Origin of the sequence: Paraburkholderia sp. RL17-337-BIB-A (genome assembly GCF_046025895.1) — a bacterium.
Lineage (GTDB): Bacteria > Pseudomonadota > Gammaproteobacteria > Burkholderiales > Burkholderiaceae > Paraburkholderia > Paraburkholderia fungorum_C.
Genome location: NZ_JARESY010000004.1, coordinates 431,472 through 458,400 on the forward strand (window position 1 = coordinate 431,472; position 26,929 = coordinate 458,400).

22 protein-coding genes are annotated in these 26,929 nt (G+C 62.2%); 9 read left to right on the forward strand and 13 right to left on the reverse strand.

The genetic code is table 11. The features are described from left to right. The first annotated feature begins 96 nt into the window (after positions 1-96). From P0D84_RS47075 to P0D84_RS47110, 8 genes are all read left to right on the forward strand, one after another. Positions 97-1,428: an MFS transporter gene (locus tag P0D84_RS47075; protein ID WP_408350917.1), complete on the forward strand. Its 1,332-nt coding sequence runs from the start codon at positions 97-99 to the stop codon at positions 1,426-1,428. A 763-nt stretch (positions 1,429-2,191) separates the two neighbouring features. After that, entirely contained in the window at positions 2,192-3,526 is a 1,335-nt protein-coding gene (locus P0D84_RS47080; RefSeq protein ID WP_408350919.1) for an amidase, read from the forward strand. Positions 3,527-3,621: 95 nt separating this feature from the next. Beyond that, positions 3,622-5,241 carry a gamma-glutamyltransferase family protein gene (locus tag P0D84_RS47085; RefSeq protein WP_408350922.1) on the forward strand — a complete coding sequence of 540 codons (1,620 nt, stop codon included), beginning with the start codon at positions 3,622-3,624 and terminating at the stop codon, positions 5,239-5,241. Between the two features lie 134 nt (positions 5,242-5,375). Then, positions 5,376-6,659, forward strand: coding sequence for an oxalate/formate MFS antiporter (oxlT, locus tag P0D84_RS47090; RefSeq protein WP_408350925.1), 1,284 nt, complete (start codon positions 5,376-5,378; stop codon positions 6,657-6,659). A 369-nt stretch (positions 6,660-7,028) separates the two neighbouring features. Further along, positions 7,029-8,330 (forward strand): MFS transporter, encoded by a 1,302-nt coding sequence (locus P0D84_RS47095; protein ID WP_408350928.1) that lies wholly within the window; start codon positions 7,029-7,031, stop codon positions 8,328-8,330. Between the two features lie 47 nt (positions 8,331-8,377). Next, a complete protein-coding gene (locus P0D84_RS47100; RefSeq protein WP_408350931.1) occupies positions 8,378-9,319 on the forward strand; it encodes a glutamate cyclase domain-containing protein in 942 nt (313 codons plus the stop codon). Between the two features lie 35 nt (positions 9,320-9,354). Continuing rightward, positions 9,355-10,455, forward strand: coding sequence for an alanine racemase (locus P0D84_RS47105; RefSeq protein ID WP_408350934.1), 1,101 nt, complete (start codon positions 9,355-9,357; stop codon positions 10,453-10,455). A gap of 109 nt (positions 10,456-10,564) precedes the next feature. Further along, entirely contained in the window at positions 10,565-10,963 is a 399-nt protein-coding gene (locus P0D84_RS47110) for a RidA family protein (protein ID WP_408350937.1), read from the forward strand. A gap of 47 nt (positions 10,964-11,010) precedes the next feature. Here the strand turns inward: P0D84_RS47110 and P0D84_RS47115 are convergent, their stop codons facing one another. The 4 genes from P0D84_RS47115 to P0D84_RS47130 form a co-directional block, all read right to left on the reverse strand. Beyond that, complete coding sequence (locus P0D84_RS47115) at positions 11,011-11,871, reverse strand: amidohydrolase family protein (protein WP_408350940.1); 861 nt, start codon at positions 11,869-11,871, stop codon at positions 11,011-11,013. Further along, a complete protein-coding gene (locus tag P0D84_RS47120; RefSeq protein WP_408350943.1) occupies positions 11,855-12,763 on the reverse strand; it encodes a polysaccharide deacetylase family protein in 909 nt (302 codons plus the stop codon). The genes P0D84_RS47115 and P0D84_RS47120 overlap by 17 nt, the downstream gene beginning before the upstream one ends. Before the next feature lie 148 nt (positions 12,764-12,911). Beyond that, the gene (locus P0D84_RS47125; protein WP_408350946.1) at positions 12,912-14,207 is read right to left on the reverse strand and encodes an MFS transporter; all 1,296 of its coding nucleotides are present in this window, start codon (positions 14,205-14,207) and stop codon (positions 12,912-12,914) included. Between the two features lie 45 nt (positions 14,208-14,252). Continuing rightward, positions 14,253-15,383 (reverse strand): porin, encoded by a 1,131-nt coding sequence (locus tag P0D84_RS47130; protein WP_494478252.1) that lies wholly within the window; start codon positions 15,381-15,383, stop codon positions 14,253-14,255. Positions 15,384-15,642: 259 nt separating this feature from the next. Here P0D84_RS47130 and P0D84_RS47135 point away from each other — a divergent pair, with 259 nt between their 5' ends. Next, positions 15,643-16,542 carry a LysR family transcriptional regulator gene (locus P0D84_RS47135; RefSeq protein ID WP_408350952.1) on the forward strand — a complete coding sequence of 300 codons (900 nt, stop codon included), beginning with the start codon at positions 15,643-15,645 and terminating at the stop codon, positions 16,540-16,542. Positions 16,543-16,604: 62 nt separating this feature from the next. Here P0D84_RS47135 and P0D84_RS47140 read toward each other — a convergent pair whose 3' ends face one another. The 9 genes from P0D84_RS47140 to P0D84_RS47180 all read right to left on the reverse strand — a co-directional run bounded on the left by P0D84_RS47140 (position 16,605) and on the right by P0D84_RS47180 (position 26,821). Then, positions 16,605-17,693, reverse strand: a complete 1,089-nt coding sequence (locus P0D84_RS47140) for an ABC transporter ATP-binding protein (RefSeq protein ID WP_408350955.1) — start codon at positions 17,691-17,693, stop codon at positions 16,605-16,607. 44 nt (positions 17,694-17,737) lie between these two features. Beyond that, positions 17,738-18,502, reverse strand: a complete 765-nt coding sequence (locus tag P0D84_RS47145) for an SDR family NAD(P)-dependent oxidoreductase (RefSeq protein WP_408350959.1) — start codon at positions 18,500-18,502, stop codon at positions 17,738-17,740. A gap of 22 nt (positions 18,503-18,524) precedes the next feature. After that, positions 18,525-19,316 (reverse strand): alpha/beta fold hydrolase, encoded by a 792-nt coding sequence (locus P0D84_RS47150; RefSeq protein WP_408350962.1) that lies wholly within the window; start codon positions 19,314-19,316, stop codon positions 18,525-18,527. Continuing rightward, a complete protein-coding gene (locus tag P0D84_RS47155) occupies positions 19,316-20,662 on the reverse strand; it encodes an extracellular solute-binding protein (RefSeq protein ID WP_408350965.1) in 1,347 nt (448 codons plus the stop codon). The genes P0D84_RS47150 and P0D84_RS47155 overlap by 1 nt, the downstream gene beginning before the upstream one ends. A gap of 48 nt (positions 20,663-20,710) precedes the next feature. Then, the gene (locus P0D84_RS47160) at positions 20,711-21,610 is read right to left on the reverse strand and encodes a carbohydrate ABC transporter permease (RefSeq protein WP_408350968.1); all 900 of its coding nucleotides are present in this window, start codon (positions 21,608-21,610) and stop codon (positions 20,711-20,713) included. Further along, entirely contained in the window at positions 21,607-22,545 is a 939-nt protein-coding gene (locus P0D84_RS47165; protein WP_408350972.1) for a carbohydrate ABC transporter permease, read from the reverse strand. Before P0D84_RS47165 ends, P0D84_RS47160 begins: the two co-directional genes overlap by 4 nt. After that, positions 22,542-24,005, reverse strand: coding sequence for an N-acyl-D-amino-acid deacylase family protein (locus tag P0D84_RS47170; protein ID WP_408350975.1), 1,464 nt, complete (start codon positions 24,003-24,005; stop codon positions 22,542-22,544). The genes P0D84_RS47165 and P0D84_RS47170 overlap by 4 nt, the downstream gene beginning before the upstream one ends. 386 nt (positions 24,006-24,391) lie before the next feature. Further along, positions 24,392-25,339 carry a MurR/RpiR family transcriptional regulator gene (locus P0D84_RS47175; RefSeq protein WP_408350978.1) on the reverse strand — a complete coding sequence of 316 codons (948 nt, stop codon included), beginning with the start codon at positions 25,337-25,339 and terminating at the stop codon, positions 24,392-24,394. A 489-nt stretch (positions 25,340-25,828) separates the two neighbouring features. Further along, positions 25,829-26,821, reverse strand: coding sequence for a LacI family DNA-binding transcriptional regulator (locus tag P0D84_RS47180; protein WP_408350981.1), 993 nt, complete (start codon positions 26,819-26,821; stop codon positions 25,829-25,831). Between the last annotated feature and the right edge of the window lie 108 nt (positions 26,822-26,929).

Below are 26,929 nucleotides of genomic sequence, written 5' to 3' on the forward strand. Positions count from 1 at the left end.
CACACGCTTTCCACGCGTGTGTTTCAGTATCGAGCGACACGAATTTTCAACCTGATAACGAGACCGGCGCGGGGACCGCGCCGGCGGGAGACAACCATGCCCCAGCCTTCCCAACGCGCTAACGTGCCGGACGCGCACGCGCTAGAAGCCCGCACAGTCAAGAAGATTACATGGCGCATCGTGCCATTCATCATCGCGCTGTACTTCGTGAGCTTCCTGAACCGCGTCAACGTCGGCTTCGCCGGCCTGACGATGAATCACGACATCGGACTCACGCCAGCAATGTTCGGCTTCGGCGCAGGGATCTTCTTTGTCGGCTACATTGTGTTCGGCATGCCGTCGAATCTCGCGCTGCAGCGCGTCGGCGCGCGGCGGTGGATTGCATTGCTCATGGTCGTATGGGGAGCCCTCTCGGCGGCGACCGCGTGCGTCAGCGGGCCCTATAGCTTCTATGTGCTGCGCTTCCTGCTAGGGCTGGCAGAGGCCGGGTTCTTCCCCGGCATCATCCTGTACCTCAGCTATTGGTTCCCGGCCCGGCATCGGGCGCTTGTGACGGCGATCTTCATGACCGCCGCGCCGTTGTCGAACATGATCGGCTCGCCGATCTCCGGTGCCATCATGGGCATGGACGGCATCGCACAAATTCATGGCTGGCAGTGGCTCTTCATTCTCGAAGCGGCGCCGACCATCGTGCTCGGCGTGATCGCTTACTTCTTCCTGACCGATAAGCCTGAAGAGGCGCGCTGGCTCGCTACCGACGAACGTGAGTGGCTCACGCTCGAGATGGACCGGGAGCGTTCCCTCAAGGCAACGCACGCGGCATCCAGCGTATGGGCGGCCATGAAGGATCCGCGAGTGCTCGCCCTCGCCCTCGTTTATGCGGGCACGTCAACCGGTCTGTACGCGATCGGCATCTGGGCGCCGATGATCATTAGTCACTTCGGCTTCAGCTATTTCGAACTGGGACTCGTCAACGCAATTCCCAACGTCGTCGCCGTCGTCGGCATGGTGCTCTGGGCGAAAAACTCCGACCGCACCGGCGAACGCAGATTGCACGTATCGATCGCATGTCTGGCCGCGGGCGCAGGGATGCTGCTCGCCGGGTATGCACCGTCCGCATTGCTCCTGATCATCGGACTCTCGGTCGCGAATTTTGGCATCAACGCTGCGAAGCCGCCGCTGTGGAGCATGCCTACGCAGTTCCTCTCCGGTTCGGCTGCAGCAGCGGGCATCGCTTTGATCAACGCGATGGGCAGTCTGATCGGCGGTACGATCGGCCCGATGGTCATCGGCAAGTTACGTGAAGTCAGCGGCGACTACTCGCTCGGACTCTATTTCGTTAGCGGCACGCTGATCGTGTCCGCGGTCATTTCCTGGATGTTCGGCCGTCGACAAACGAAGCCGTCCGTTACGCCCACAGTCTCCTGATTCGGTCGTGCGAAGCTGCGCCCGATTTTTCAGCAAACAGGATCAGTGCGCAAAAGTCATACAAAACCTGACCAGGACGATAACGACGCAAACGCGGTTGCCTAACCGCTAACGCGTCGTCGAACGCTCCTGACACAAGTGAACGTAGCGGCCCTTGCGACAAATCACTGGGCGCAAGCGCCGCTATCCGGTAAGCACTCGCTGGCGTCGGGGGGAAGTCGTTTTTCGGCTGCCCCCCGACGCTACGGCATTTATGCGGCGGCCGAAGCGACACTTCGTGCCGCGTGCCGCTAGCCAAATGCCGACTGGATCGAACTGGCAGGGCGCTGTATCGAGCACATCCGCAGGGCGCAACATAGACGTTCTGATGCATTCGCGTTGGCACCGCACTTGAATTCTGGAGGCGGTCCTCGCACCGATTTCCAATCCTGAATGTGTTGCAACGGGCTTTCGCCGCCGAACGCCGGCGTTTCGCCCAAAGGCGGTGCGCCGCCAGTTTTGTCGTGCCCGGTGCACCTTTCTTGCGCGTATCTGCACACTTTACGAACATGGCAGTGTGCTTACAGCCACCTGAAAATACTCGATTCGCACTTGTATAAGGGCTTTCACGCGATGGCACGCTTTGTGCAAATTGAATCAATGCGAATATTTCAATTGTTGCAATTTGCATCTATATTTCGCGGACAACCGACGTGCAGCGTGACCTGCTGTTCCTTTGGCGCACCGTATTGCAGAACTTCATTCATCAAGCACTTGCCGCGAAATGAGCCATTCTTTCCCTTCACCCAGCATCCGCGAAATCCGTGACGCGATCCGCGCGGGAACGCGCACTGTCGATCAGACTGTGCAACAGGCATTCGATGCGGCACAACGGCTGCAGCCTGAGTTGCAAGCGTTCATCCACCTGCCGGCGTCGCCGATAGTCAATCGTGCCGCTCCCCACGCGCCGCTCGCGGGTGTCCCTGTCGGCGTAAAAGACCTGATCGATACGGCCGATATGCCCACCGCGTACGGATCGCTGGCCTATGAAGGGCGCAGGCCCGACAAGGACGCATGGGTGGTCGCCCGTTTGCGTGAAGCCGGTGCCACGATACTCGGCAAAACGGTCACCACCGAGTTCGCCTGGCGTCAGCCCGGCGCCACGACAAACCCGTGGAATAGCGATCACACGCCTGGCGGCTCGTCGAGCGGCTCGGCTGCCGCCGTTGCCGCAGGCATCGTGCCGCTCGCGCTTGGCACGCAGACGTTCGGATCCGTCATCCGTCCTGCCGCGTATTGCGGTGTGGTCGGGGTAAAGCCGAGTTACGGCACGATTGCGCGGACTGGCGTGTTGCCGTTGTCTGGGTCGCTCGATCACCTTGGCGTGTTCACCACCAATGTCGCTGACGCAGTTCATGCGCTATCCATTCTGGCGGGTAGCGATGCGGACGATCCACACAGCTCGCATAACAGCCGCCAGGGAAAAGGCTCAGGCGATGCGGCAAAGCGGCCGCGACGCATTGGCGTGTTGCGCGAGCAGATCGGCGGACCGATCGATAAGGCGCAGCAGCATGTGCTGAATCAACTTGCCTTGCGTATGCGCGCTGATGGTGCGGAAATCGTCGGTGCCGACTTGCCTGCCGAACTGGTCGACGCTGCACGACATGCTTCGATCCTGCTCGCAGTTGAAGCGGCGCTGACGCATGGCGAATTGGTAGACCGTTCGCCGGCTCTTGTCAGCGCACCGATGAAGGCTCTGGTCGAGGAAGGCCGGGCTTTGCCCGCGACTGAGTATGCGAAAGCGAAGGTATTGCAGGTAAAGATGGCGCGTCGCTTCGACCGGTGGCTCACCGAAGCGGCGGGACTGGACGCGCTGCTGGTAGCGCCCGCATCGGGCGAGGCGCCCGGCGGGCTCGACTATACGGGCGATGCGGCGTTCTGCACGCCCTGGACCTTCCTCGGCGTGCCGGCGGTGACGTTACCGGTTGGCTTCGGTCCGGGAGGGCTGCCGCTTGGCGTGCAACTGGTCGGGGCAAATCAACACGATGCCGCGTTGCTGTCGCTTGCCGAGTGGGTGGAAGGTAGAACCGGCTGGAACATCGCAGTTGCTTCGCGTTGATGCCGGCTTTGTTGTGTGCAGGAAGTAACACGTGATCATGCGAACCCGCAGCGGCTGAGCGGGTAGCGATTGATCAATTGATTGTTTGAGGAAACATGTCAGCAGAATTTTTAAATCCGGTGCGGGGCATCCGCGGAATGGCCGTTACACCCCATGCACTGGCGTCGCAAAGTGCGCTCGCGATCCTGCGCGACGGAGGCAATGCCGTCGAGGCGATGATTGCCGCCGCGGCGACTATCGCAGCCGTGTATCCGCATATGAACAGCATCGGCGGCGACGGCTTCTGGTTGATTTCGCGGCCGGGCGAAGAGCCCGTCGGCATCGAGGCGTGTGGTGCGGCGGCATCGGCGGCGACGATCGACGCCTACCGCGCACGCGGCCTGCAATCCATCCCGTTTCGCGGCCCGCTGGCGGCGAATACGGTGGCCGGAACCGTGTCGGGCTGGTCGCTGGCGCATCGCTGGTCGACTGACACACTCGGCGGCAAGCTCCCGCTCACGCGCCTGCTGGAAGACGCAATCGCCTACGCAGGACGCGGTATTCCGGTGACGCGCAGTCAGTCCGAATGCATCGCGCTCAAGCGGGACGAACTCAAATCAGTCGCGGGATTCGCCGAAACGTTTCTGACGAGCGACAACCCGCTGGGCGTGCCGGCCGTCGGCGACCGTTTTGTGCAGCCGCGCCTTGCCGCAACGCTCGAACGTCTCGCCCACGCCGGTCTCGACGACTTCTACCGGGGCGACCTCGCACGCAGCATCGCGGCCGACCTGCGCGCCGTCGACAGTCCACTGTCGCTAGCGGACCTCGAACAGCATCACGCAAGGCTGCGCACGCCGCTGGCACTCACGCATTCGCTCGGCACGATCTACAACATGCCGCCGCCCACACAAGGGCTGGTATCGCTGCAGATTCTCGGTATGCTCGACCGTGTCCTGCGCGCCGATATGGATCCGCTCGGGCCCGAGTATGTCCACGCGTGCGTGGAGGCGACCAAGCTCGCGTTCGCCATCCGCGACAAGCACATCACCGATCCGGATTACATGGACGTCGATCCGCAGGCGCTGCTTGCGCCGTCTGTGCTCGACGCGATGGCCGAAAAGATTTCAATGTCCGCGGCAGCGCCGTGGGGTCGGGGTCTCGGACCGGCCGACACCGTGTGGCTCGGCGTGATCGACGCCGATGGCGTGGCCGTCAGCTTCATCCAGAGCATCTATCACGAGTTCGGCAGCGGCATCGTGCTTCCGGATTCGGGTATCAACTGGCAAAACCGCGGCTGCAGCTTCTCGCTCGATCCCTCCGCGCGCAATCCACTAACGCCGGGACGACGGCCGTTCCACACGCTGAACCCGGCACTCGCGCGCTTCGCCGACGGACGCACGATGGTGTACGGAAACATGGGCGGCGACGGCCAGCCGCAATCGCAAAGCGCCGTGTTTTCGCGGATCGCGCACTTCGGCTGGAATCCGCAAGCCGCTATCGATGCGCCTCGCTGGCTGCTGGGCCGGACCTGGGGGCAAACCAATGAATCACTCAAGCTCGAGGCGCGGTTTCCCGTCGACACATTCAATACGCTGCGCCGTCTCGGCCATGACGTCGAGCAGATGCGGCCGTACGACGAAGCAATGGGCCACGCCGGCGCGATTGTCCGGCACGGCAACGGATGTCTGGAAGCAGGTTTCGACCCGCGCAGCGACGGCGCCGCGGCTGGCTGGTAGGCGCGTCTGTTAGACAGCGGGCGGCCGCTCCGCCCGCACCCTTTTGAATCGATGACACGCGGGCGTTCGCGCCGACGGTAAGGACAGCGCACGTCCGTTCATCTGTCGACACATATCCCAAACGGAGAAACACCTTGAACACTCCCTCGCAATCACTGAAAGGTGCCGCCCCGCCCGGCGCCCAAACCGCCGCGCATACGCGCTGGATCCAGCTCGGACTCGGCCTTGTTTGCATGATGACGATTTCGAGTCCGCAATATGTATGGACTCTGATGACGAAGCCGCTCATGGCCAAGCTCGGCATCGCGCTGCCGGAGCTGCAGGTGACATTCTCACTGCTGGTGCTGCTGCAGGCATTTTTCTCACCGTTCCAGGGCGCGCTGATCGATCGTTTCGGGCCGCGCATGCTGATCTCGATCGGTACGCTGCTGGCAGGCGTGAGCTGGGTGTTGGCTTCGTATGCGCACAGTACGTCGATGCTGTACCTCACGTATGGCGGCATCGGCGGTCTCGGTACCGGCATCGTCTACGTCGGCGTGGTGGGATTCGTGGTTCGCTGGTTTCCCGATCGGCGCGGTTTCGCCGCCGGGGTGGCGGCCGCAGGCTATGGCATGGGCGCCATTGTCACGACCTTTCCGATCTCCGCATCGCTGGCAACGCACGGCGTCGAATCCACGCTGTGGCTGTACGGCATCATCTTCGCGGCGGTCGGCCTGCTCGCCTCGCAGGGCCTGCGAGTACCGCCCGCGGCCGACAGCAGCGGCCCGGCAGTATCCCGGGCAGCAGTCGCGACGCGCGACTACCGCCCGTCCGAGATGCTCAAGACGCCGCTGTTCTGGCTGATGTTCCTGATGATGACGATGATGTCTACTTCGGGCCTCATGGTCACGTCGCAGATGGCAAGCTTCGCCGCTGACTTCGGCGTCACCAAGGTACTGGTCTTCGGGCTCGCCGCGTTGCCGCTGGCACTGACGATCGACCGCTTCACGAACGGTCTGACCCGTCCGCTGTTCGGCTGGATATCGGATCGCCTGGGGCGCGAAAACACGATGTGTTTCGCGTTCGCGCTGGAAGGTGTGGCGATGGCGCTCTGGCTCATGACGCGCGACAACGCGGTCCTGTTCGTGCTGCTGTCCGGCGTGGTGTTCTTCGGCTGGGGCGAAATTTTTTCGCTGTTTCCTTCGACCCTGACCGACACGTTTGGTACTCGTTATGCCACCACGAATTACGGCTGGCTTTATATCTCGTTCGGGATTGGCTCGATCTTCGGCGGCCCGCTGGCCGCATTGCTGCATCAGCATACCGGCAGCTGGTCGCCAGTGTTCGGATGTGCGATTGTGCTCGATCTGAGCACTGCCGTCCTTGCAATGTTCGTGTTGAAACCGGCGCGCGCGCGTTTTGTCGGAATGCGCGGATAACAATTCTGCTCGCGAGCAACATCCCTTCTACACGCAAGGGATGTCACCACATCTGAAACAGCACGACCGCTCGTTATTGCAGCGGTCGTGACGTCAATGGCAATGGCCGCTATCGAAGCGGCCATTGTGTCTACAGCGATTCCGCACAGAAGAAAAAGACCTGCACGAAGCGTGGCACGCATGATCAGCGATTTCTATCGATCGCCTGGGTCACTTTCGATTATCTCCCTTCAGATCGTCGCCCCTATACTGGTTTTTACAGCCTGGAACGGGTGCCTGCTGCGTGGCAGATGACCGGTTCAAATATCCCCGATACGCAACGTGCCGGGTGGCTACCTGACATTCAAACAGCGAATTAGGAGATTAGGCATGAGCAGAGCACCTGCAGCGGTCGTGGCGTACGCCCAGCCGAAGACATCGGTTCGCTGGAAAATTTTTCTCATCATGTTGTTGCTCGTCACGGTCAACTACATCGATCGTGCATCCCTGTCCGTCGCGATGCCGATGATCGCAAGCGAGTTCACGCTTACGCCGGTCATGCAAGGCCTCATCATGAGTTCGTTCTTCTGGTCGTATACGCTCATGCAGATTCCTGGCGGCATGGCAGTCGACCGCTTCAAGCCGCGGCTGATCCTCGCGCTGTGCACGTTGCTCTGGGGCACCTTCCAGGGTCTTGGCGCGTTGACGACCAATGCAATGTCCCTGCTCGCGACGAGGCTCGGACTCGGTGTGGCAGAAGCGCCCGTCGCCTCGGCGGGCGGTGCGCTCAATGCGATGTGGCTGACGCAGCATGAGCGGGTTCGTGGCGCATCACTGATGGATGGCGGCTCGCCGCTCGGCGCAGCGCTTGGATCGGTGCTGATCACCTGGCTGATCGTCGTCGCGCACTCATGGCGCGCAGCATTCGCGATCGCCGGCGTCGGCACGGTCCTGTGCGGCATAGGCGCCTGGTATTACATCAAGAATCAACCGCGCGAACACGCCGGGGTCAATGAAGCCGAAGCGGAACACATCGAGCGAGCCCGGCGCCTGGAAGATGAAAAAGAAGCGAAAAACCTGTCGGGCAACTCGCTCGATTTCTTCAAGTATCGCTCAGTGCTGCTGATGTTCGTCGGCTTCATGTGTTGCACGACGCTTTACTACGGCCTGTTGACATGGATGCCCACCTATCTGCAGAAAGCGCAGGGCTTCAACATTCAACAGATGGGCGGCGCCAGCTTCGTGATCTTCTTCTCCGGCTTCATCGGCGAGCTGTTCGGTGCCTACGTCGCCGACAAATGGCTCGCGAGCGGCGCCGCGCCGAACCGCGTCATGCGCACGATCTTCGGTATCGCCGGCGTAGTGGCCACGATCGCGGTGTTTTCAGTGGCGCATGCGACGAGCCCCACGATGGTCGTGATCCTGCTGTCCATCACGCTCTTCTTTCTGCGCTGGGGTGGTCTCTACTGGTCGATCCCCGCGATGCTCGCCTCGCGCAACAAGGTGGGCGTGCTCGGCGGTCTGCTCAACTTCGGTGGGAATATCGGCGGCATGGTGATCCCGATCGCAATCGGCGCGATCGTTCAATTCACGGGCTCCTATTTCCTCGCGCTGATGTGTTTCGCCGCAATGGGCGTCGGCCTGCTGCTCTGTTCGATCGGAATCGATTATGAAACGAAGATTCCGGTCTGAGCGATCGCCGCGCCTCGCATGAACAACGTTGCTACTGAGATTGGAAAATGGGAATAGCAAAAGTCGAAGACATCATTGGTCAAACCGTCCGCCGCGACATTGGCCGCATGAAGCAATTCGTTCAAGGTCAGCTGGAAGCGGCCGCGCGTTCGATCATGAGCACGCCGAACGCCCACGTCGGTATCGTGACTGGCTTCTTCATACGCAATGCCGTGCCGCCCTCGCCGGAGACGGACGGACTTGGCGGCATGGCGCATCTGGCCGCCGCACTGTCGAACCTCGGCGTACCGGTGACGGTGATCTCGGACGCGCCATGCTGCAAGGCGGTCTGGGCAGTCACCACGGAATTGCCGAAAGACGTGGCGTTCGAGATCACCTCGGTGAACGCGGCGTCGGTCAAATCGCTGAGAACCCGGCTAAGCGAGGCTGAACGTCCGATCACGCATATGATCGCGATCGAGCGGGTGTCGCCCGCGAGCGACGGCAAGCCGCACCGCGAGTACGGCGCGGACATGTCTGACGATACGGCTCCGCTGCATCTTCTGTTCGAGGATCCCGAGTGGTCGCGTCCGTGGGTCACGATCGGCATCGGCGACGGCGGCAATGAAATCGGCATGGGCGTGCTGCCCGAGGAAATCGTTCACAGCGACATTCCCAACGGCCCGTTGATCAGCGCAGCCATTCCCGCGGACTACCTGATCGTATCCAGCGTCTCGAACTGGGGCGGCTGGGGACTGGTATCCGCGATGGCGATGGTCGCGCCGCGAGACGCGGCAGCACGGCTGCTCGTCGATTTCACGCCGGAGCGCGACCGGGCGTATCTCACCGCGGCCGTCGACGTCGGGCAGGCGGTTGACGATAGCCGCGTCGACCGCCCCGCGACGCCGAAGATGAGCGTCGACCGGCTATCGTGGGAACAGCATGCACAGGTGCTGAGTCAGCTCAGAGCGCACGTCGACGGATACCTCGCAGCGCCGTCGCACTCGTGAGCGCGACGCCCTTTTCCTCTCTTACCGTACCAACCATGTCCGACCTTTCGAGTACCACTCTCAGACGTGCGCCGTCGTGGGCCGCCAGCTTGCCGGAAGACTTGCAGACACCGTGTTTCATCGTCTCCGAGCGCGGCATCGTCGATAACCTGTATGCGACCGCCCGTGCATGTGGAGGGGTGGAACGGCTCATGCCGCATGTCAAGACGCATCGTGCCGGATGGGTCGTCGAGAGGCTGATTCGCGAAGGCGTGACTGCGTTCAAGGCGGCCACCGTGGCAGAAGTGGCGATGGTGCTCAAGGCCGGCGCGAAACACGTCGTCTGGGCGTATCCGACCGTCAACCCCGCGCATATCCGTACCTTGCTCGCGTTGGCGCACGCTCATCCGGACGCACGGGTCGAGGCGCTGGTCGACTCGGCGGCAGGCGTAGCCGCGTGGCGTCTCGCGACGAATGGGGCGCCGTTGACCAATCTCGCGCTGCTCATCGATCTGGATCCCGGCATGGGCAGAACTGGCGCGCCGATCGAAGCGGCGACGCTGCAATTGGCCCGTGAGCTGGCCGCGCTCGGCTGCTTTGGAGGATGGCATGTCTACGACGGCCATATCCATGATCTCGACATTGCCACGCGCCGCACGCGGGTGGCCGCCATCGTGGAGAAAGTGACGGCATTGACGCGCGCCGCCGATGCAGAGGGACTGCCGACGCGGCTCGTCGCCGGGGGCAGCTATACGTTCGATCTGTGGCCGCGCACCCTCGCCGACTTCGTGTCCCCGGGCAGTTGGACCTATTCGAGCGCTCAACACGACCTGGACTTGCAAGCGCTCGGCTGGACGCCGAGCGCATATGTACTGGCAACGGTGATTTCACGCAGCAGCACCACCGCCACGCTCGATGCGGGCTCGAAGGCTATCTCGCCCGACAAGCCGCTTGCCGAGCGCTTTCGCTGGGACGGCAAGATCGTCATGATGAGCGAAGAGCACGTCGTGGTCGAAAACACCGATCTGGCTGTCGGCGACCGGGTGATGTTATTGCCGCGTCACGCTTGCACGTCTGCTTATCTCTACCCCAACGCGATGGTGCTTAACACCGAAGGGTCGTGGGAAGTGCGTGAGCAACTCGGGAGCCGTCGATAGGCCGGGCGGTCCGCAGCCGGTAGACGTCGATTGAAGCGATACAACGCGACTTGCCACGCAGCTCACGCGGCAAGTCGGAAAAACAGCAGATCAAGGCGAAGGTAAAAACATGAACGACAGTGGCACGCCCCGCGCATTGCGTAGCGTCAATCCAGACGACTTCACACCAGGCGGGCACTATTCGTCCGCGATGGTAGCGGGCGACTTCGTCTTCCTGTCCGGCCAGACGCCGCGCGACGCCGACCGGAAGCTGATCGGCGAGTCGATCGAAGAGCAGACCCGTGCAACGCTCGCCAATGTCGAGCGGGTACTGGCCTCCGCCGGCGCGGGACTGGAGGATGTCGTCAAGGTCACGGTCTATCTGACCGACCTGACGCTCTTTAGCCGCTTCAACGCGCTCTATGCGAGCTGGTTTGGCCAGCACAAGCCCGCGCGAACGACCGTGGAAGCCGGTCTGCAAGGTGTGCTCGTGGAGATCGACGTGGTGGCCTATATAGGCAAGCGCTGAACCGTGCGGCGCGGCGCGCCGCACACGCACGCACGCACGCACGCACGCTAAAAACCGTAAAGCCTCGCGGGATTTTCAACGAGGATTCGATGGCGCGTCGATTCATCGGGTATCCACAGGGCGAGATCATCCAGCAAGCAGGCAGCGTCCGGCTTGTTGTCGGCGGCTTGCGTCGGATGAGGCCAGTCAGATCCCCATAGCATCCTGTCCGCAGCAAGTTGGGCAAATCTGAGCGCGACCATGCCGGCATCGGCGTAGACCGGCGCTCCGCTTCGCGACACGAGATAGGGCCCGCTCAATTTGACCCAGGTACGGCCGTTGGCCAGCAGCGCCTCGACCATCCGGAACGCGGCATGCTCCGCACCGCCCGGCTGCGGGATCTGTCCCATATGATCGATCACGAGCGGCGACGACAGACTCGCAAGCAACTGCCGGTGCGCGAGCAGCTGCGCCGCGGTGGCATTGACCTGAATGTGCCAACCGAGCGGTTCGATCCGCCTCGACAGCGGCTCCATCATCGATACCGTGACGCCGACCAGGTATTCGAGGTTAAAGCGCAAGCCGCGTACGCCCATATCGTGCAGACCGGCCAGCTCACCGTCCGTCACGGTGACGGGCACGGTCGCGATACCGCGCGCGCTCTGTCCGAACTGCGACAGGGCATCGAGCAGGCAACGGTTGTCGGTTCCATACGTAGACGGTTGAACGACGACATGTCGCTCGACACCCAGCCTCCGCTGCAGCGCGCGATAGTCGGCGACCGTCGCGTCAGGCGGCTGCAACTGCGCGGACGGATCGACTGGATATCGCGCATCGTAGATGTGGTGATGACTATCGGTCGCCTTCGGCGGAACGGGAAAGCGCGGCTGCCCGCTGCCGCTCACCCCAAGTTCAGGTCGGTTGTGCATGTTCAAGCGCCCATTCGGCAACATCGCGGTGCGTCGCGAACCAGACTCCCGGAAACGACTGCGCATGCCGGATGATCTCTTCAAGGATCCATATCCTCGACCGGTAACCGGTGACGTGCGGATGCATCGTCAACTGGAACACGCCACCCTCCTCATAGGCCGCGTCGAACTCGCGGCGAAAGATATCGTAGACGTCGGCCGGCGACGTGTAAGGGCGCACCGCCTCGAAGCGGTTCATGATCAGATACGCCCCGTCGTCGCGAATCCATTCGACCGGCAGTTCGACGAGACCGCTCGGCACACCGGCCTCGAGCAACTCATAGCAGTCGACGTCGGCCATCAACGACGAGTCGTAGCGCAACCCCATCTCGCGCGCGATCGAAAGCGTATGCGGGCTGAAATCCCATGACGGCGTACGCATGCCCACCGGACGCTGCCCGGTGATGGTCTCGAGCGTATCCGCCGAGCGCAGCAACAGATCGCGTTCCGCCTCATGCGGGAGTATCGAGTTCAGTTCATGAATCCAACCGTGCAGGCCGATTTCGTGACCGTCGCCGATGATGCGCTGCGCCTCTTCCGGATGCAAAAGCGCAGTGACCGCCGGTACGAAGAACGAGGCCGGCACGCCATATTTGCGCAGCACGTCGAGAATGCGCGGCATGCCCGCCCGGCTACCATACTGTCCCCAACTGAGCCGGCCGATCGACTTTCCGCCCTCGCGCAACTCGCTGGTTTCGTGGTCGCAATCGAATGAAAGCGCCACCGCGCAGCGCGCTTCAGCGGGCCAGGCATTGGGGCGAAGCGCGCGTCCTGCCCGCACCTGGTCGACCAGCTTCCGCCAATGGGGTTCGGGCCATTGCCAAGGCAGGCTATTCGAGTCATCTGGGTTCATCAAAGCGTCCTTACTGATTGTTGTTAATCTAAGACCGGAAAGCGCTCAGGTCATTCGAATCGACCGGCGAGTCACCCGCGGCGGATGGGTGTCGAGCAGGTGCGGTGCACCGCCGCGACGTCCAGATCCGCTTCGGGCATCCCAGACCTCATACAGGCAGCTTCTTCTCGTAGTCGATGCCGAGCGAGCAGAGCAGCAAGCCGACGCCGGTCGCCGCAAAGAACATCATGGCGAGAAAATACGACCCGGTCGCCTGGACAATCCCGCCGACCAGAATCGGCGCGCCAATGCCGCCGACCGCCGCCCCCAGGTTCAGAAAACCACCGAGCGCGCCGACCTTGTTGCGCGTGGCAAGCAAGGGCGGAATGCACCAGTACAGGTTGCCCCAGCGCAAAAAGAAAACCGTGCACGAGAGCAGCACGACGACCAGCGTCGCGCTGGACAGGTAAGCCACCGAGAACACCGAGACGGTGGCAATCACGCCGGCCGTGCCGAAAATCGTACGCAACACCGTGTTCGGCCTGCCGCCCGCCGCCAGCCACTTATCGGCAATCCACGCGCCGACGAGTTCCCCGGCGAAGCCGGAAAAGTAAATGATGAAGCTCGACCCACCCATTTGACGGATGTCGAGGCCGTGCACCTTGATCAGATAGCTCGGCATCCAGGTGAGCAATCCGTTGAACAACGTGTTGCAGCACATGAAGCCGAAGAACATGAACAGGAAGGAGCGGTACTTCAGAAAGTCGATTGCACGCCCGGATGCGTTGGCCGGCTCGCGCTCGAGTTCTTCCTCGTGCGAACGCTCGATGAACGACGCTTCCTCTTCGTTGACCGCCGGATGCTCGCGCGGATGATTACGGATAAAGTACCAGGCCACGACGCCGGCCAGCGTCGTGGCGACACCCGCAACCAGAAACGCGAGGCGCCACGAGCCCAATAGTCCGATCAACGCGGAGATCAACAGCGATCCCACCGCTGCGCCTAGCGGCGCGCCGCCGTCCATCAGCGACGCGCCCCTTGTGCGTTCGTTGCGCGTTAGCCATAGCGCATTGAGCTTACCGCCGGCGGGCGCGATCGACGCCTCGGCGAACCCGAGACCGAGACGCATTAGCAGCAGTGAAACAGCATTCGTGCAGAATCCCGCGCCGGCCTGAAAGCATCCCCAGACGAGCGTCGCAACCGTGATCACGATGCGCGGCTTGAAGCGGTCGACCAGCATGCCCGACGGAATCTGCATGATCGTGTACGACCAGAAGAACGAACTCAGAATCAAGCCTTGCACCACCGGCGAGAGCGAGAACTCCTTCGAGATCAGGGGCATCGCGACCGACAGCGATGCGCGGTCCACGTAGTTGATCGTGATCAGCACGAGCAGGAACCAGAAGATCCTCCATCGAACCGATGATTTACGGCCGTGCGCCAGCGCTGCCATTCTCGTGTTCATATTCACTCCGCCGCTTCAGTAGTGGTTGCCGCTCGAGCGGCGCCGTCAAAATCTCACACGCAGGGCCGCGCGCGCGACCCATTGCGTCGTCGTGCTCGATTCCGATCCCGGGAAGCCTTGATAGATATCCGCGTTTGCTCCGCCAGCCGCCTTCTGATATGCCGCGTTCAGGTAGACGTCGGTGCGTTTGGAGAGAGCGTAGTCCGCCAGCAGGTTGATCTGGTTGTACTTGGGTCTCGCGCCGTTGTAGTCCACCTTGGCTTCCGTGAAGGTATAGCCGGCGCCCAAAGTCGTCACTGGCGTCACGTGGTATTGCCCCCAGATTTCATAGTTGCTGAAGGTGACCGTGTTACCCACCACGCCGCTAGCGTCCTCAAACCGTGTGTTAGTGTAGGCCAAGGTGACCCGCGCCGGCCCGGCCGTGTACGCGGCGCCCACGCCAATGTTCTGCATGTTGCCCGGATTGCCGACGTAGCCGAATGCGCCTTCGCCGTTCGACACGCCCGGTATGGCGTTCGGCTTGAAACCACCGTCCGTAAACTGTTGCGCGGGGTTGGTGGCGTAAAAGTATGCGGCGCCAAGGTAGAACGGACCATTGCGATAATCCGCGCCGGCGCCGATCGTGCTCTCCTTCCGGAAGTCGCCTGCGACGCCGCCGAATGCGTACATCGCTTCGGCCGTCACGCCTGCCCAGGTCGGCGTGACGTACTTGACCGAGTTGTTCACGCGAAAAGCATTGTCTGTGTTGTCGATATCGCTCGGGTGCGAAAACAGGCCACCCCATTGGCCGTTGGAAGTGGTCGGCCCAATGATGTCGACAATCGGGTCATACTGGCGGCCGAGTGTCAGCGTGCCCCAGCGTTGATTCGTCAGGCCGACGTAGGCTTGCCGGCCGAATTCCAGGCCGCCCTGCCCGAGCCCGCCTGTAGAAACGTTGAAGCCGTTTTCCAACTGAAAGATCGCCTTCGTGCCGCCGCCGAGATCCTCACTGCCTTTCAAACCCCATCTGCTGCCGCCCTCAACGCCGCTTTGCAAGGCCCATTGACTATGGCCGGCCGAGTTGCTGACGTAGGTCAGGCCCTCGTCTATCATCCCGTACAACGTGACGCTGCTCTGCGCGAACGCTGGAATAGCGAACGCGTTCGAAAGTGCGAGAACGAGTAGTGACTTCCTTATCATAAGGATTCCCAATTCATCGTGAGGATTCGTATGCCGATCTTGTGATATACCGCGCACCACTTCGTATCTCGAGACCGGGAGGTTTTGATTGCGCGCGGGGCAATCGGAGCCTACGGACTGTCTTGCTGAAAAATGACCAACAACACATTACGTTCCGGTGTCGAAGAGGCAACCGAAGAGTGCACCGAGTATACGAACGCAATTTTTCCGGGAGATAATCAAAGTTAGCGAGACCATCTGATAGAAACCTTCGATCATGCGTATTACACTTCAGCAAATTGAGACCTTTTACTGGGTGGCGCGGTTGGGTGGGTTTCATGCAGCGGCGCGCCATCAACATCTCACGCAGCCGACTATCTCGGCGCGCGTCCAGGAGTTCGAAGAACATCTCGGCGTGCAGCTCTTCACGCGCAGCCGGACGCGCTCCGAACTCACGCTCGCAGGCCGCGACGCGCTTGCCAATGCGGAACAGGTGCTGAAGCTCGCCGAAAAACTCGAACAGATTGCCAAGCGTACCGACCCCATGTACGGGCTTCTGCGTCTCGGCGCGATCGAGTCGATCGCCCACGCTGGGCTTGCCGATCTGCTGACGCAACTCAAGACGCGATACCCGCACATGAAGATCGAACTCACGATCGATGTGGGTGTCGCACTCGGACGCAAGCTTGGTGCGCACGAACTCGACATCGCGATACTGAATGATTCCACCGATGCGCCCCACGTGGTCGAGACCGCCATCGGCTACACGGATCTGCACTGGGTTGCGTCGCCGCAACTCGTGCCCAGTAGCACGATCGCGCCTCACGAGCTTGCGTCGGTGCCGATCATCACCGTCTCACAACCGTCATCGAACCATTCGCTGGTGATGAACTGGTTCCGTAGCGCCGGTTGCAATCCAGACAACATCAGCTCATGCAATTCCCTGTCGATGATGTCGCGGCTGGTCGCGGCCGGACATGCGGCGGCCGTGCTGTCGCCCGCGATCATGCGCGCGGAGATCGATTCCGGGCTGATTCACGTGCTGAACACTGAACGGCCGATCACTCAGCAAGGGTTCTTTGTCGCCTATCAGGAAGAGTGTCTTAGCGGCGCGGATACCATCGTGGAGCTGGCAAAAGAAGTGCTCACGCGCAGTCGCGTGCTGATTCCGGGGTAGTCGGCGGGAGGGCGCGGACTATTACGCGCCGTACAAGGCAAGACCGGTGTACGGCGTGTTCATCAGGAAAGGGAGCGGTCAAGTCCGGTCAGACGTCGGCCGGTTTCGGCGTCGAACAGGTGTATGGCCTCCGGTAGCGGAGCGATACACAGACGCTCTCCCGGTCGCGCGAGAACGCGTTCGCGAAACTCGCAGACGATCTCGTCGCTGCCGTAACGGACATTGACCTGAGTGGCCGATCCGGTCGTCTCGACGACTACGACTTCGGTCGGCGTGCCATCCGCCGTCGTGACGAAATGCTCGGGACGAATTCCGAGAATCACCGGTCTTGAACGGTCTGCCGTAAGTTGGCGGCCGAGGCGAATCGTCATGCCACTATCGGAACGGAACACGGTTTCCTTGTCGCCAACGACCAGCGCGCCCCGCAGGAAATTCATGGCCGGCGAGCCGATGAAACCTGCGACAAACACGTTGCGCGGCTGATCGTAGACCTCGAGCGGCGCACCTACCTGTTCGACGACACCGTCGCGCATCACCACGATCCTGTCGGCCAGCGTCATCGCCTCGACCTGGTCGTGAGTGACGTAGACGGTCGTCGTCCGCAGGCGTTGATGGAGCTGCTTGATCTCGGTGCGCATGGCGACGCGTAGTTTGGCATCGAGGTTCGACAGCGGCTCGTCGAACAGAAAAACTTGCGGATCGCGCACGATCGCGCGTCCCATCGCGACGCGCTGGCGTTGCCCGCCGGAGAGCTGGCGAGGATAGCGCTCAAGCAGCGGATCGAGTGCGAGAATCTCAGCCGCACGCCTGACGCGCTGCTCGATTTCAGCCTTCGGGACATTGCTGATCTTGAGCGAGAACCCCATGTTCTGCCCAACCGTCATGTGCGGGTAAAGCGCGTAGTTCTGAAACACCATCGCCATGTCGCGGTTTTTGGGCGACACGTCGTTCACTACCTGCCCCGCCACGCGGATCTGTCCCGACGTGATGTCCTCGAGGCCCGCGATCATCCGCAGCAGCGTCGACTTGCCGCAGCCGGAAGGACCCACGAGCACCGCAAATTCTCCATCAGGGATATCCACGCTGATATCTTGAATGACGGAGTGAGAGCCATAGGACTTTTTAACGTTGTGGATGCTGAGGTTTGCCAAAGCGATGCTCCGGGAATGAGTAGTTGAATGGCGGGACGCTCGCGTCAAGGCATCAGCAGACCGCCGTTGACCTCGACGACCTGGCCGGTCACGTAGCCGCTCAACTGATCCGAGCACAGGTAAAGGAAGGTTCCGACGCAGTCCTCCGGATCGCCTATACGCCCCATCGGGATCTGCGTCGCGGTGGCCTTCAGTTGTTCGGGCGAGGTGACGCGCTCTTGCAAGTCGGTCATGATCACCCCCGGCGAGACGACATTCACCCTGATGCCTTCGGGCGCGACTTCCTTTGCGATCGAACGCGAAAATGTCGACATGAACGCCTTCGCGCCGGCATAGACCGCCGAACCTTGACCGCCGCCAGTGCGCGCCGCGACGGAGCTGACGTTGATGATATTGCCGCCGCTCTTCTGACTGCGAAACTGGCGCACGGCCGCGCGGCATGCGGCGAACACAGGCCGCACGTTGATCGCCAGATGGCGCTCGAAGAGCTCGTCGGGAAACTCTGCAATGCCGACGCGCGAGATCTGGTCGCCGGCATTGTTGATCAGCACGTCCAGCCGCCCGAAGGTCTCGACCGTTTCCCGGATCAGCCGCTCGGCGGTATCGGGCTGCGCGATGTCGCCCTCTATGATGCGAGCAATGCCGCCATGCTGCTCGATGTCGGCGGCGACCGCCTCGGCTTGCGCGCGTCCGCTGCGGTAATGAACCATCACTTTCGCACCACGGGCACCGAGCCCGCGTGCCACTGCCGCACCAATCCCGCGGCTCGCACCGGTCACCAGGCAGACCTTGTCCGCGATTTCATTCACAATCATTTACGTTCTCCGTGGTTCAGGCTGTGGTCCGGCCGGCGACCGGTTGATCGACGCGATCAGCGAGCAGGAAAGGCAGCGCGACCTCATGAAATGCGTCCGGCTGCTCGAGTTGCGGCGTGTGGCCTGCGTCCTCGATGACTGCCAACGCGGCGCCTGCAATCCTTGCCTGCATCTCTGCGCCATGCTCGGGCGTGCGCGCGCGGTCATGCCGACCCTGGATGATCAGCGTCGGAACCCGGATGGAGGCGAGTTGGTCGAGCGTGTTATTCGATGCATTGGAGCGTGCTGCATCGATGGCGGCGGCGTGCGCCGCGCTCAGCGCGATGCTGCGGAACCTCGCCAGATCAGGAGCCGATGGCGGGCGCAGAAAGAACCCGTTCACGACGGGCTCGATCGCGGCTTCGTCCCAGGGCGCGGCCGCCATGGCGTCGGCCTTCGCGAGCGCCGCGGCGGGGTCCGCGGCCATCGCGCCGGTCGCGACGAGCAGCAGGCGTGCGACGCGTTCCGGGTAGCGCAATACGAACTGCTGCGCGACGACGCCTCCCATGGACCCGCCGATCAACGTGATGCGGGACAGGCCGCGTGCATCGAGCAGACGCGCGACCGAGTCCGCCAGCGCGGCCATCGTGTACGGACCGGGTTCGCCCGCCGACGCGCCGAAGCCGGGCAAATCAGGTGCGAGACACGGAATGCCCGCAGCGGCGAGCCGATCGGCAGTCGGCTCCCAGTAGGCCGACGACTGACAGAACCCGTGCAGGAAAACCGCCGGGGGACCGTCCCCGTCGCGCTCAAGCGTGAAATAGCTCATTAACTCGCCTCCTTCTTCAGTTGTTGCGCTTTTTGCGCCGACGCGGTCAATGCCGCGATCGGCGTGATCTGCCGCATTAACACAGCCTGAATCTGCTGCTGCGTAAAGCGGTCCCATTCGCTGTACCAGGTCGTGCCGATGTTCTCGCGAGTACGCGCATTCGCCATCTGCTGCTGAATGATCGCCGGCTCGTAGCCCAACTGTTTCTGCGAGGCCATGATCTGTGGATCACTATCGAGCGGCTTGAACGGATACCCTACCCCGTACTTGAGATACCACGTCTCGGCGGATGAGTACTGGCCCTTGGCATCCTTGCCGCCGAGGAAATACATCAGGCGCCAGGCCGCGTCGCGCGCTTTGGTCTGGGAGCTCATGCCATACAGGCGTGCCCATCCCATCGGTCCCTTGCCGACATCCTTCACGGCTGGAAAGCGCGTCATGCGAATGTTGCCGGCGCGCTTGCTGTACTGCGGATTGTTGGAGCGAGGAAAGACGTTGCCGACATTGGACGTGAAAATACCCTGGCCGCTCAGGTAAGCGTCGCGCACCTGGGTGTCGTCGAGTTCGAGGCCACGCGGGTCCAGGATCTGCCAGCTATGCATCGCGTCGACCATCCACTGCAGCACCGTCAGCGCCGTCTTGTCTTCATTGGGAAACACAGGGTCCATCGCAGGATTGAACAGATGGCCGCCGGAGGCGAGCACCATGGACCAGAATTCGCTCAGCCCGTCCACGTTCGTTTTGTAGCCCTTCAGGATCGGGTACTGGGCGATGCCTGCTTTCTTGACTTCCAGGGCCGCGTTCTTGAGCTGGTCGAGCGTTACCGGCGCCGCTTTGACGCCGGCCTTGTCGAGCGCGGCGCGGTCGTAGATGTAGACGTAGATGTCGCCGTAGTAGGGTGTGCCGTATTGCTTGCCCTTGTAGAAGAGCGCCTGACGGTCGAAAGGAAAGATGTCGCGGTTAAGTTCGTCGAGCTTCGGCAAGCCGTCGATCGGCTGCAGCCAGCCCGCGTCAACCCACGCACCCAGGTCCGTGTCGCGTACATAGAACGTGTCCGGCTGGGAGCCGGCATTGAACAGGGCGATCATCTTCTCGCTGTACAACTGCATGTCGAGCGGCGAGTAGTTCACCTTGATGTCGGGATTCTCGGCCATGAACTGCTTCAGCCGCTGTTCGACCACCTGCGGCTCGAAAGCCCAGCCGGCGAATCGCACGGAAGCTTCAGCCGCGCGCGCCGGGGACATCAGCCCGAGGCCGCCGAGCGCCGCGCCCGTGCCAGCGAGCGCGGACATCGTGAGAAAGCGACGGCGGGACAACGCATGATAGGAATCTTCACTGGACGACATCGTGGACCTCCTTGAGGCCATGAGATTGCATTGAATGGATTGCCATAATCAGTCCTTCACGGCACCGCTTGTCAGTCCCTGGACGATCAGGCGCTGGAACAGGAACGCCAGCAACAGAGGCGGGATGATGGCCAGTACGCCGCCCGTCGCCATCAGCGTGCGCTGGGTCGTCACGTCGGTGGCGAAGCCCGCGACGACTACCGGCAATGTCTTCGACGCTGTCGTGCTCGTCAGGATCACGGCGAACAGGTAGTCGTTCCACGCGGTCATGAAGGCAAACATCGCCGAAGAGACGAGTCCGGGCATGGCGACGGGCAGCAGCACCTTGACGAGCATCTGAAACCAGCTGCACCCGTCCATCAGCGCGGCTTCTTCGAGCGAGCGCGGGATAGTCTGAAAGTAGTTCTTCAGCAGCCAGATCGTGAACGGCAGCGTGAAGGTCACATATGTGATGATCAGCGCGGACAGATGGTCCAGCATGCCGAGATTCTTGAGCGTCAGATACAGCGGCACAATCAGCGCGATACCCGGGACCATGCGCGAGCCGAGATAAACACCGAGAAGCGCGCCCTGCCCGCGAAAACGCAAACGAGCGAGGCTATAGCCGGCGAGCGTGCCGAGCACCAGGTTGACCGCGGCCGTACCGAGCGCGGCGATCAGCGAGTTCAGCATGCCCGGAAGCATTTCTTCGGCAGCACGGCCACCGACGATCGCGCTCGTTCCCGATGGATGAAAGAACATCTCGTAGTGCTCGAGCGTGGGATGGCGGGGAATCCACTGCGTCGGCACTGTCAGCGCGTCACGCTCGTGCATGAAACTCGTCAGCAGTAGCCAGCAGAACGGCGCGAGGATATAGATCGCGACGGCGATACCCGCCACGATCAGGAACACCTTGCGCCGCGACTGGCGGCCGGCGGGTGTGAACAACGGGTGTAGAAGAGTGCTCATGCTTCAAAGTCCCCACGTCCGTACAGCACTCGGAAATAGGCCAGGGCGAGCCCCAGCGTAATCAGGCTTACCAGCCAGGCGTAGGCGTTCCCGTGGCCGAAATCGAGGTTATCGAATGTGGTGAGGTAGGTCTGCCACGTGAGCGTGGTGGTGGCCGTGCCGGGGCCGCCCGCTGTCAGTACATAAATGACGTCGAAGGCCCGGAGCGCGGACATCGTCTGCAGGATCAATACGACGAGCAATGACTGCGAAAGCCAGGGCAAGGTGATGTACCGGAACAGCTGGAACCTGCTGGCGCCGTCCATGCCGGCCGCCTCGTAAAGCTCCGCGGGAATGCGCTGCAACGCGGAGAGCAACAGGATCACCGCGAGCGGCAACAGGCTCCAGACTTCCGAGAACACGAGCGCGAGCAAAGCCGAGGTGGGCGTCGACAGCCAGCCGCGATACTGGTCGATCAAGCCGAGGCTGACCAGCAGGCCGTTGAGCGCGCCCACCTTGGCGTCATAGATCCATTGCCACATCAGCCCATTCACCACGGGCGGAATGGCCCACGGTAGCAGGACCAGCGTGCGCACCAGCGCGCGGCCGGGAAACTCGCGGTTGAGCAGCAGCGCGATCAGGATGCCGAACACCACCACCAGCAGAACCACCAGCACCGTGTAGACGACGGTGATCCGCAGGGCGGTCCAGAACTCAGGCGACTGAAGTATGTCGCTGTAGTTCGACAGGCCGACGAACTTGAAAGCGTGCGGACGCTGGAGGTTGTACCGGTGCAGGCTGATCCACGCCGAGTAGGCGATCGGGAACGCGGACAGCAAGACGATCGCGAGGAGCGCCGGTGTATTGAGCAGCCAGGCGAACGCGCGGCGATCGTAGCCGATACGTTTGCTGCGAAGGCGCTGGTTGGCGGACGATACCGATAGTGACAGTCTCATGAGCGGGCCCCGAGACGCAGGAACCGGCCGGCCCGAATGCCGGTAGCGCCTTGTGCGTCGTAAGTCATCGAGCCGCTCACCATGACGCTGTCGATGCCGGCGGCCGGCGTGGTCGGGTGCGCGTAGGTGGCGCGGTCAATCACGAAATCCGGATCGAACACGACCAGATCCGCGTGCTTGCCAACCGCGATCTCACCGCGATCCAGCAGATTGAAACGGCGTGCGGACAGGCCAGTCATGCGATGCACGGCCTCCTCCAGCGGGAATAAACCCAGTTCGCGGGAGTAATGGCCTAACACGCGCGGAAAAGTCCCCCACAGGCGGGGATGCGGATGACGATCGTGCGGCAGGCCGTCTGAGCCGATCATCGTCGCCTCATGTTGCAGGACGCGACGCACGTCGTCCTCACGCATCTGGAAGTAACTTGCGCCGCCCGGCTGCAGGCGCTCGCATGCCTCTTTCTGGCTGCATTGCCACTCCTGCGCGATGTCGGCCAGTGAGCGCCCGCTCATTGCAGGGTAAGGCTCGGACCACGTCACCATGATTTCAATGATGCCGTCCACCAGGTCCGGGCGCAAAATGGTCGAACCGGCGACGTAAGGATATGCATCGAGGCCGATCGGCTGCGTACGCCGCGCGGCGTCGATGTGTGCGAGTGTTTCGACGGACCGTCCCCAGTTGGTCGGCCCCGCGCACTTGTGATGTGAGATCACTACGGGCAGAGCGGCATCTCGCCCGGCCGTGAACGCTTCGTCCAGGGACGCGATCACGTCCTCGGCTTCGTTGCGGATATGCGCGGTATAAATGCCGCCGGCTTCGGCGGCGATACGCGCCAGCAGCGTGACCTCGGCAACGTCTGCTGCCGCGTTGGTGTCGTAAAAGAGACCCGTGCTGAGCCCCGTCGCGCCCGCGGCCATCGCTTCGCGCATCAGGTCCGCCATCTTTGTCTGTTCCGCGCGTGTCGCGGCGCGGTAAGGGTCGTCCATCGTCGCGACGCGCAATGTCGAGTGGCCAACGAGGGCCGCGACATTGACCGCCGGACGTGCGGCATCGACGGCTTGCGCGTAGGCCTTCATCGTTGGAAAGACGTGCTTGTCGGAACCGCCCAGCAAGGTTAACGGCGGCGGCACGTTCGCGTGCACGAGCGGCGCGAGACTGATCCCGCAATTGCCCACCACCACGGTGGTCACGCCCTGGCTTATCTTGGACAGCATCTGTGGCGCCGACAGGACGCTTTCGTCGTCGTGGGTGTGCACATCAATAAAGCCGGGCGCGACGACACGCCCGGACGCGTCGATGCACGTCGCCCCGCGCAGCCCGAGATCCGCGCCGATTTCACTGATGCGGCCGTTTTCGACGCGCACGTCGGCGCGAAAGCGGGATGCTCCGCTCCCGTCGATCACGAAGCCGCCCTGAAACAGCCAATGCGTGGAGCCGTGCGCTTCCGGTGTTCCGTTCATAGGTCCAATTTCGCCAAGGCAAATGCTGCTGTGGATGAGATGTAAGTAAATTTCACTTTCAAGGCCCGATATCGTCGCTATGCGCCGCCAAAAAGAACCACATCCGCTCGGCCGGCCGCCCAGCATTTCAACAGACCACGCACAAACTCACTGCAATTTCGCTGTTTACAGCACTAAATTAATTTGTATTCCTATTGAAATAGAGCAAACCCGTATCGGTCTGCCGTCACCCGCTCCCACATGGCGATTCGGCTTGGGTGTAACTAAATTTCAGAACCAAGCGTAAAGCTTTGATCCTTTGATGTCAAAAAGGAAAAAAATAAATTTTTGGGGGCGCTGGCCGATCCCGGCCGGGGGACCCGCGTGGCGCTATTCCGCCGGGGTACTCATACCTGTTTACCGCCGAGCGCATCGCGCTCCGCTTCTGACCAGGCGCGCTGCAACGCCGGGTGGACGTCGCTATCGACGCCCCTCTCGCGCAGCACGGACCGGACTCGCTTGAGCCGCTCGAGCGCCGATGGACCGAGTCGCAAGCCAACCCCGACCATCAGAACCTCGATGAGTATCTGGCCGGCAAGGTACGCCTCCGTGCCCACACGCGCAGCGGCGTCCTCGGGCACGATCATGCCGATCGGAATCGTGCACTGCTTCGCAAGCGGTGTGTCGGGCCGGGTAATGCCGATTACCGTCGCGCCCTGTTCGCGCGCGAGCGCTACGGCTTCCAGCAAGGTCGGCATTCGTCCGACGTGTGAAATCGCGAGCACGACGTCGCGGGGCGACAGCGCTGCTGCCGAGATGACCTGCATATGCGGATCGAAATAGGCGTTGGATGTGAGACCCAGGCGCGCGAAGCGCGCCTGGGCGTCGTTGGCGAGAAAAGTCGACACACTGCCCACGCTATAGCAGTCGATCCGGTTGGCCGCAGCGAGCTTCTCGATGGCGTGACCGATCGTGTCGGCATCGAGCTGGCTCTCAAGACCGGTCAGCACGGCGGCGGCGCCGTACAGGATTTTGTGGACGAGGCTCGCTACGTCATCTTTGGCGTTGACCGCTCGATGAAGGTACGGCGTGCCTACCGCCAGGCTCTGTGCAAGCTGCAGCTTGAAGTCGCTCAACCCTTCGAAGCCCACGGCGCGGCAGAATCGAACGACGGTGGGTGCGCTGACCCCCGCGCGGTGCGCAATCTCCGCGACATTGGCTCGCACCGACCACTCCGGCTCGGCGAGTATCGCGTTTCCCACCTGTTGCTGCGCGTCAGGCAGGGAGTCAGAAATCGCCCGGATTCGCGCCAGGGTGTCGGTCGTGGAGTGAGGTACTACCTGTAGGTTATCCATGCTTCAGTTCGCTGATTTTGCGCGCACGTTTGATGCCCCGCACGCAGTTTTCCGGGCAACGTTTTTGCGAGAACCAGTGTAAACATATTTCACGCACGCCAGTAAAAATACTTTGGCGCGAGCTTTATGAGCGGTTCCGACCGAGAGTTGCGACGTTGGGAGAAACTAGATTACACGTTATCGTGTATCGAACTTGCGAGGCAGGTCGCTAAACCAGCGTTCTGGCTGTGGCTTTGCGGCGAATTCGAGGTGCCCGCCGCAGCCGAAATGAAGCGGGCGGACGGGTTGCGTACTGAGTCCGCGCGCATGTATGCGTTATACGCATGCATGCGCGCCATCGTATTGTTGTTGGAACCGGCGGGGATCTGAGTCTGCCCGGTCTCACGAATCGGCGATCCGGCGTCCGCCGGCGTGCTGCGATCCCTGCTCCCGCGCTGACGTGGTGCGGCTTTCTGCGTCTTTTTGCACAACGCGCCGCGCGGCGGCGACCTAGGTGTTGCGAGGACGCGCCGTCGTGCCGCGCACGATCAGGTCGGTCGGCACGATGTACTGCGAACTCACGGGCCGTCCTTCGATCCGTGCGAGCAGATACTCGGCGCTGCGCGCGCCGATTTCATCAGCGGCGAGCCGCATGGTCGTCAGCGGCGGCGACGTGAAGCTGGAAAATTCGATGTCGTTGATGCCCGCGATCGACAGGTCGCCCGGCACGTCGATACCCGACTCGCGCGCCTCGGCCAGCGCGCCGATTGCCAGCAGATCGGTGCCGCAGATGACGGCCGTGGGACGCTCGGGGCCGTTCATCAGCGCCTTCATCGCCATCTGGCCTTCAATGATCTTGTGCGGCATCTCGATCAGATGCTCGTGGCGCAACTGCAGTCCGCGCGCCTGGAGCGCCGCGCGCACGCCGATAATACGATCAGCCGCGCGATCGCTGTGCTGCGTCATTTGCGTAATCATGCCGAAGCGCGTGTGCCCGAGATCGAGCAGATAGTCGGCGAGGCGACGGCCGACCGCTACGTTGTCAAAGCCGACATACGGATAGTCACGATCGACTGTCCAGCCATTGACGAGCGGAATCTGTTCCTTTTCGATCAGTTCGTAGAGCGCGGGCGAGTGGCTGCGGCCCACGAGCATCAGCCCGGCGATGCCGTCCGCAATAAGGGCGCGCACCTGCTTCAGTTCGTCTTCCTGATCGTAGTACGAGCAGCCGAGCAGCAAGGTATAGCCGGCTTCCCCGATGCGCTTTTGCAGCGCGAACACGCCGATCGCGAAGTTCTGGTTTTCCAGCGATGGGATCACCGCGCCGATCGTTTTCGAGCGCTGCGATGCCAGCGCGCGCGCCGCGGCGTGCGGTGTGTAGCCGAGTTCTTGCGCGATGTCGCGCACGCGGTTCTGCAGTTCGGCCGCTACCTTTGCGTTGCCGTTCAACACGCGCGAAACGGTCGCCGTCGATACCCCTGCCGCGCGCGCGACATCTATCACCGAAATCGCATTCGATTTGCGACGCGGCGCTCTTTTCTTTGCCTCGTTGGTCAACTTCCACCCTGCCCGATGTCGAGGCGCACCATCGCGCCTTCTCTTTGCGGCATA

Excerpts from the sequence above, each read along its gene's own strand:
- P0D84_RS47075 (WP_408350917.1), top strand. The coding sequence starts at position 97 with ATGCCCCAGCCTTCCCAACGCGCTAACGTGCCGGACGCGCACGCGCTA.
- P0D84_RS47080 (WP_408350919.1), top strand. The coding sequence starts at position 2,192 with ATGAGCCATTCTTTCCCTTCACCCAGCATCCGCGAAATCCGTGACGCG.
- P0D84_RS47085 (WP_408350922.1), top strand. The coding sequence starts at position 3,622 with ATGTCAGCAGAATTTTTAAATCCGGTGCGGGGCATCCGCGGAATGGCC.
- P0D84_RS47095 (WP_408350928.1), top strand. The coding sequence starts at position 7,029 with ATGAGCAGAGCACCTGCAGCGGTCGTGGCGTACGCCCAGCCGAAGACA.
- P0D84_RS47100 (WP_408350931.1), top strand. The coding sequence starts at position 8,378 with ATGGGAATAGCAAAAGTCGAAGACATCATTGGTCAAACCGTCCGCCGC.
- P0D84_RS47105 (WP_408350934.1), top strand. The coding sequence starts at position 9,355 with ATGTCCGACCTTTCGAGTACCACTCTCAGACGTGCGCCGTCGTGGGCC.
- P0D84_RS47110 (WP_408350937.1), top strand. The coding sequence starts at position 10,565 with ATGAACGACAGTGGCACGCCCCGCGCATTGCGTAGCGTCAATCCAGAC.
- P0D84_RS47115 (WP_408350940.1), bottom strand. The coding sequence starts at position 11,871 with ATGCACAACCGACCTGAACTTGGGGTGAGCGGCAGCGGGCAGCCGCGC.
- P0D84_RS47120 (WP_408350943.1), bottom strand. The coding sequence starts at position 12,763 with ATGAACCCAGATGACTCGAATAGCCTGCCTTGGCAATGGCCCGAACCC.
- P0D84_RS47125 (WP_408350946.1), bottom strand. The coding sequence starts at position 14,207 with ATGAACACGAGAATGGCAGCGCTGGCGCACGGCCGTAAATCATCGGTT.
- P0D84_RS47135 (WP_408350952.1), top strand. The coding sequence starts at position 15,643 with ATGCGTATTACACTTCAGCAAATTGAGACCTTTTACTGGGTGGCGCGG.
- P0D84_RS47150 (WP_408350962.1), bottom strand. The coding sequence starts at position 19,316 with ATGAGCTATTTCACGCTTGAGCGCGACGGGGACGGTCCCCCGGCGGTT.
- P0D84_RS47155 (WP_408350965.1), bottom strand. The coding sequence starts at position 20,662 with ATGTCGTCCAGTGAAGATTCCTATCATGCGTTGTCCCGCCGTCGCTTT.
- P0D84_RS47160 (WP_408350968.1), bottom strand. The coding sequence starts at position 21,610 with ATGAGCACTCTTCTACACCCGTTGTTCACACCCGCCGGCCGCCAGTCG.
- P0D84_RS47165 (WP_408350972.1), bottom strand. The coding sequence starts at position 22,545 with ATGAGACTGTCACTATCGGTATCGTCCGCCAACCAGCGCCTTCGCAGC.
- P0D84_RS47170 (WP_408350975.1), bottom strand. The coding sequence starts at position 24,005 with ATGAACGGAACACCGGAAGCGCACGGCTCCACGCATTGGCTGTTTCAG.
- P0D84_RS47175 (WP_408350978.1), bottom strand. The coding sequence starts at position 25,339 with ATGGATAACCTACAGGTAGTACCTCACTCCACGACCGACACCCTGGCG.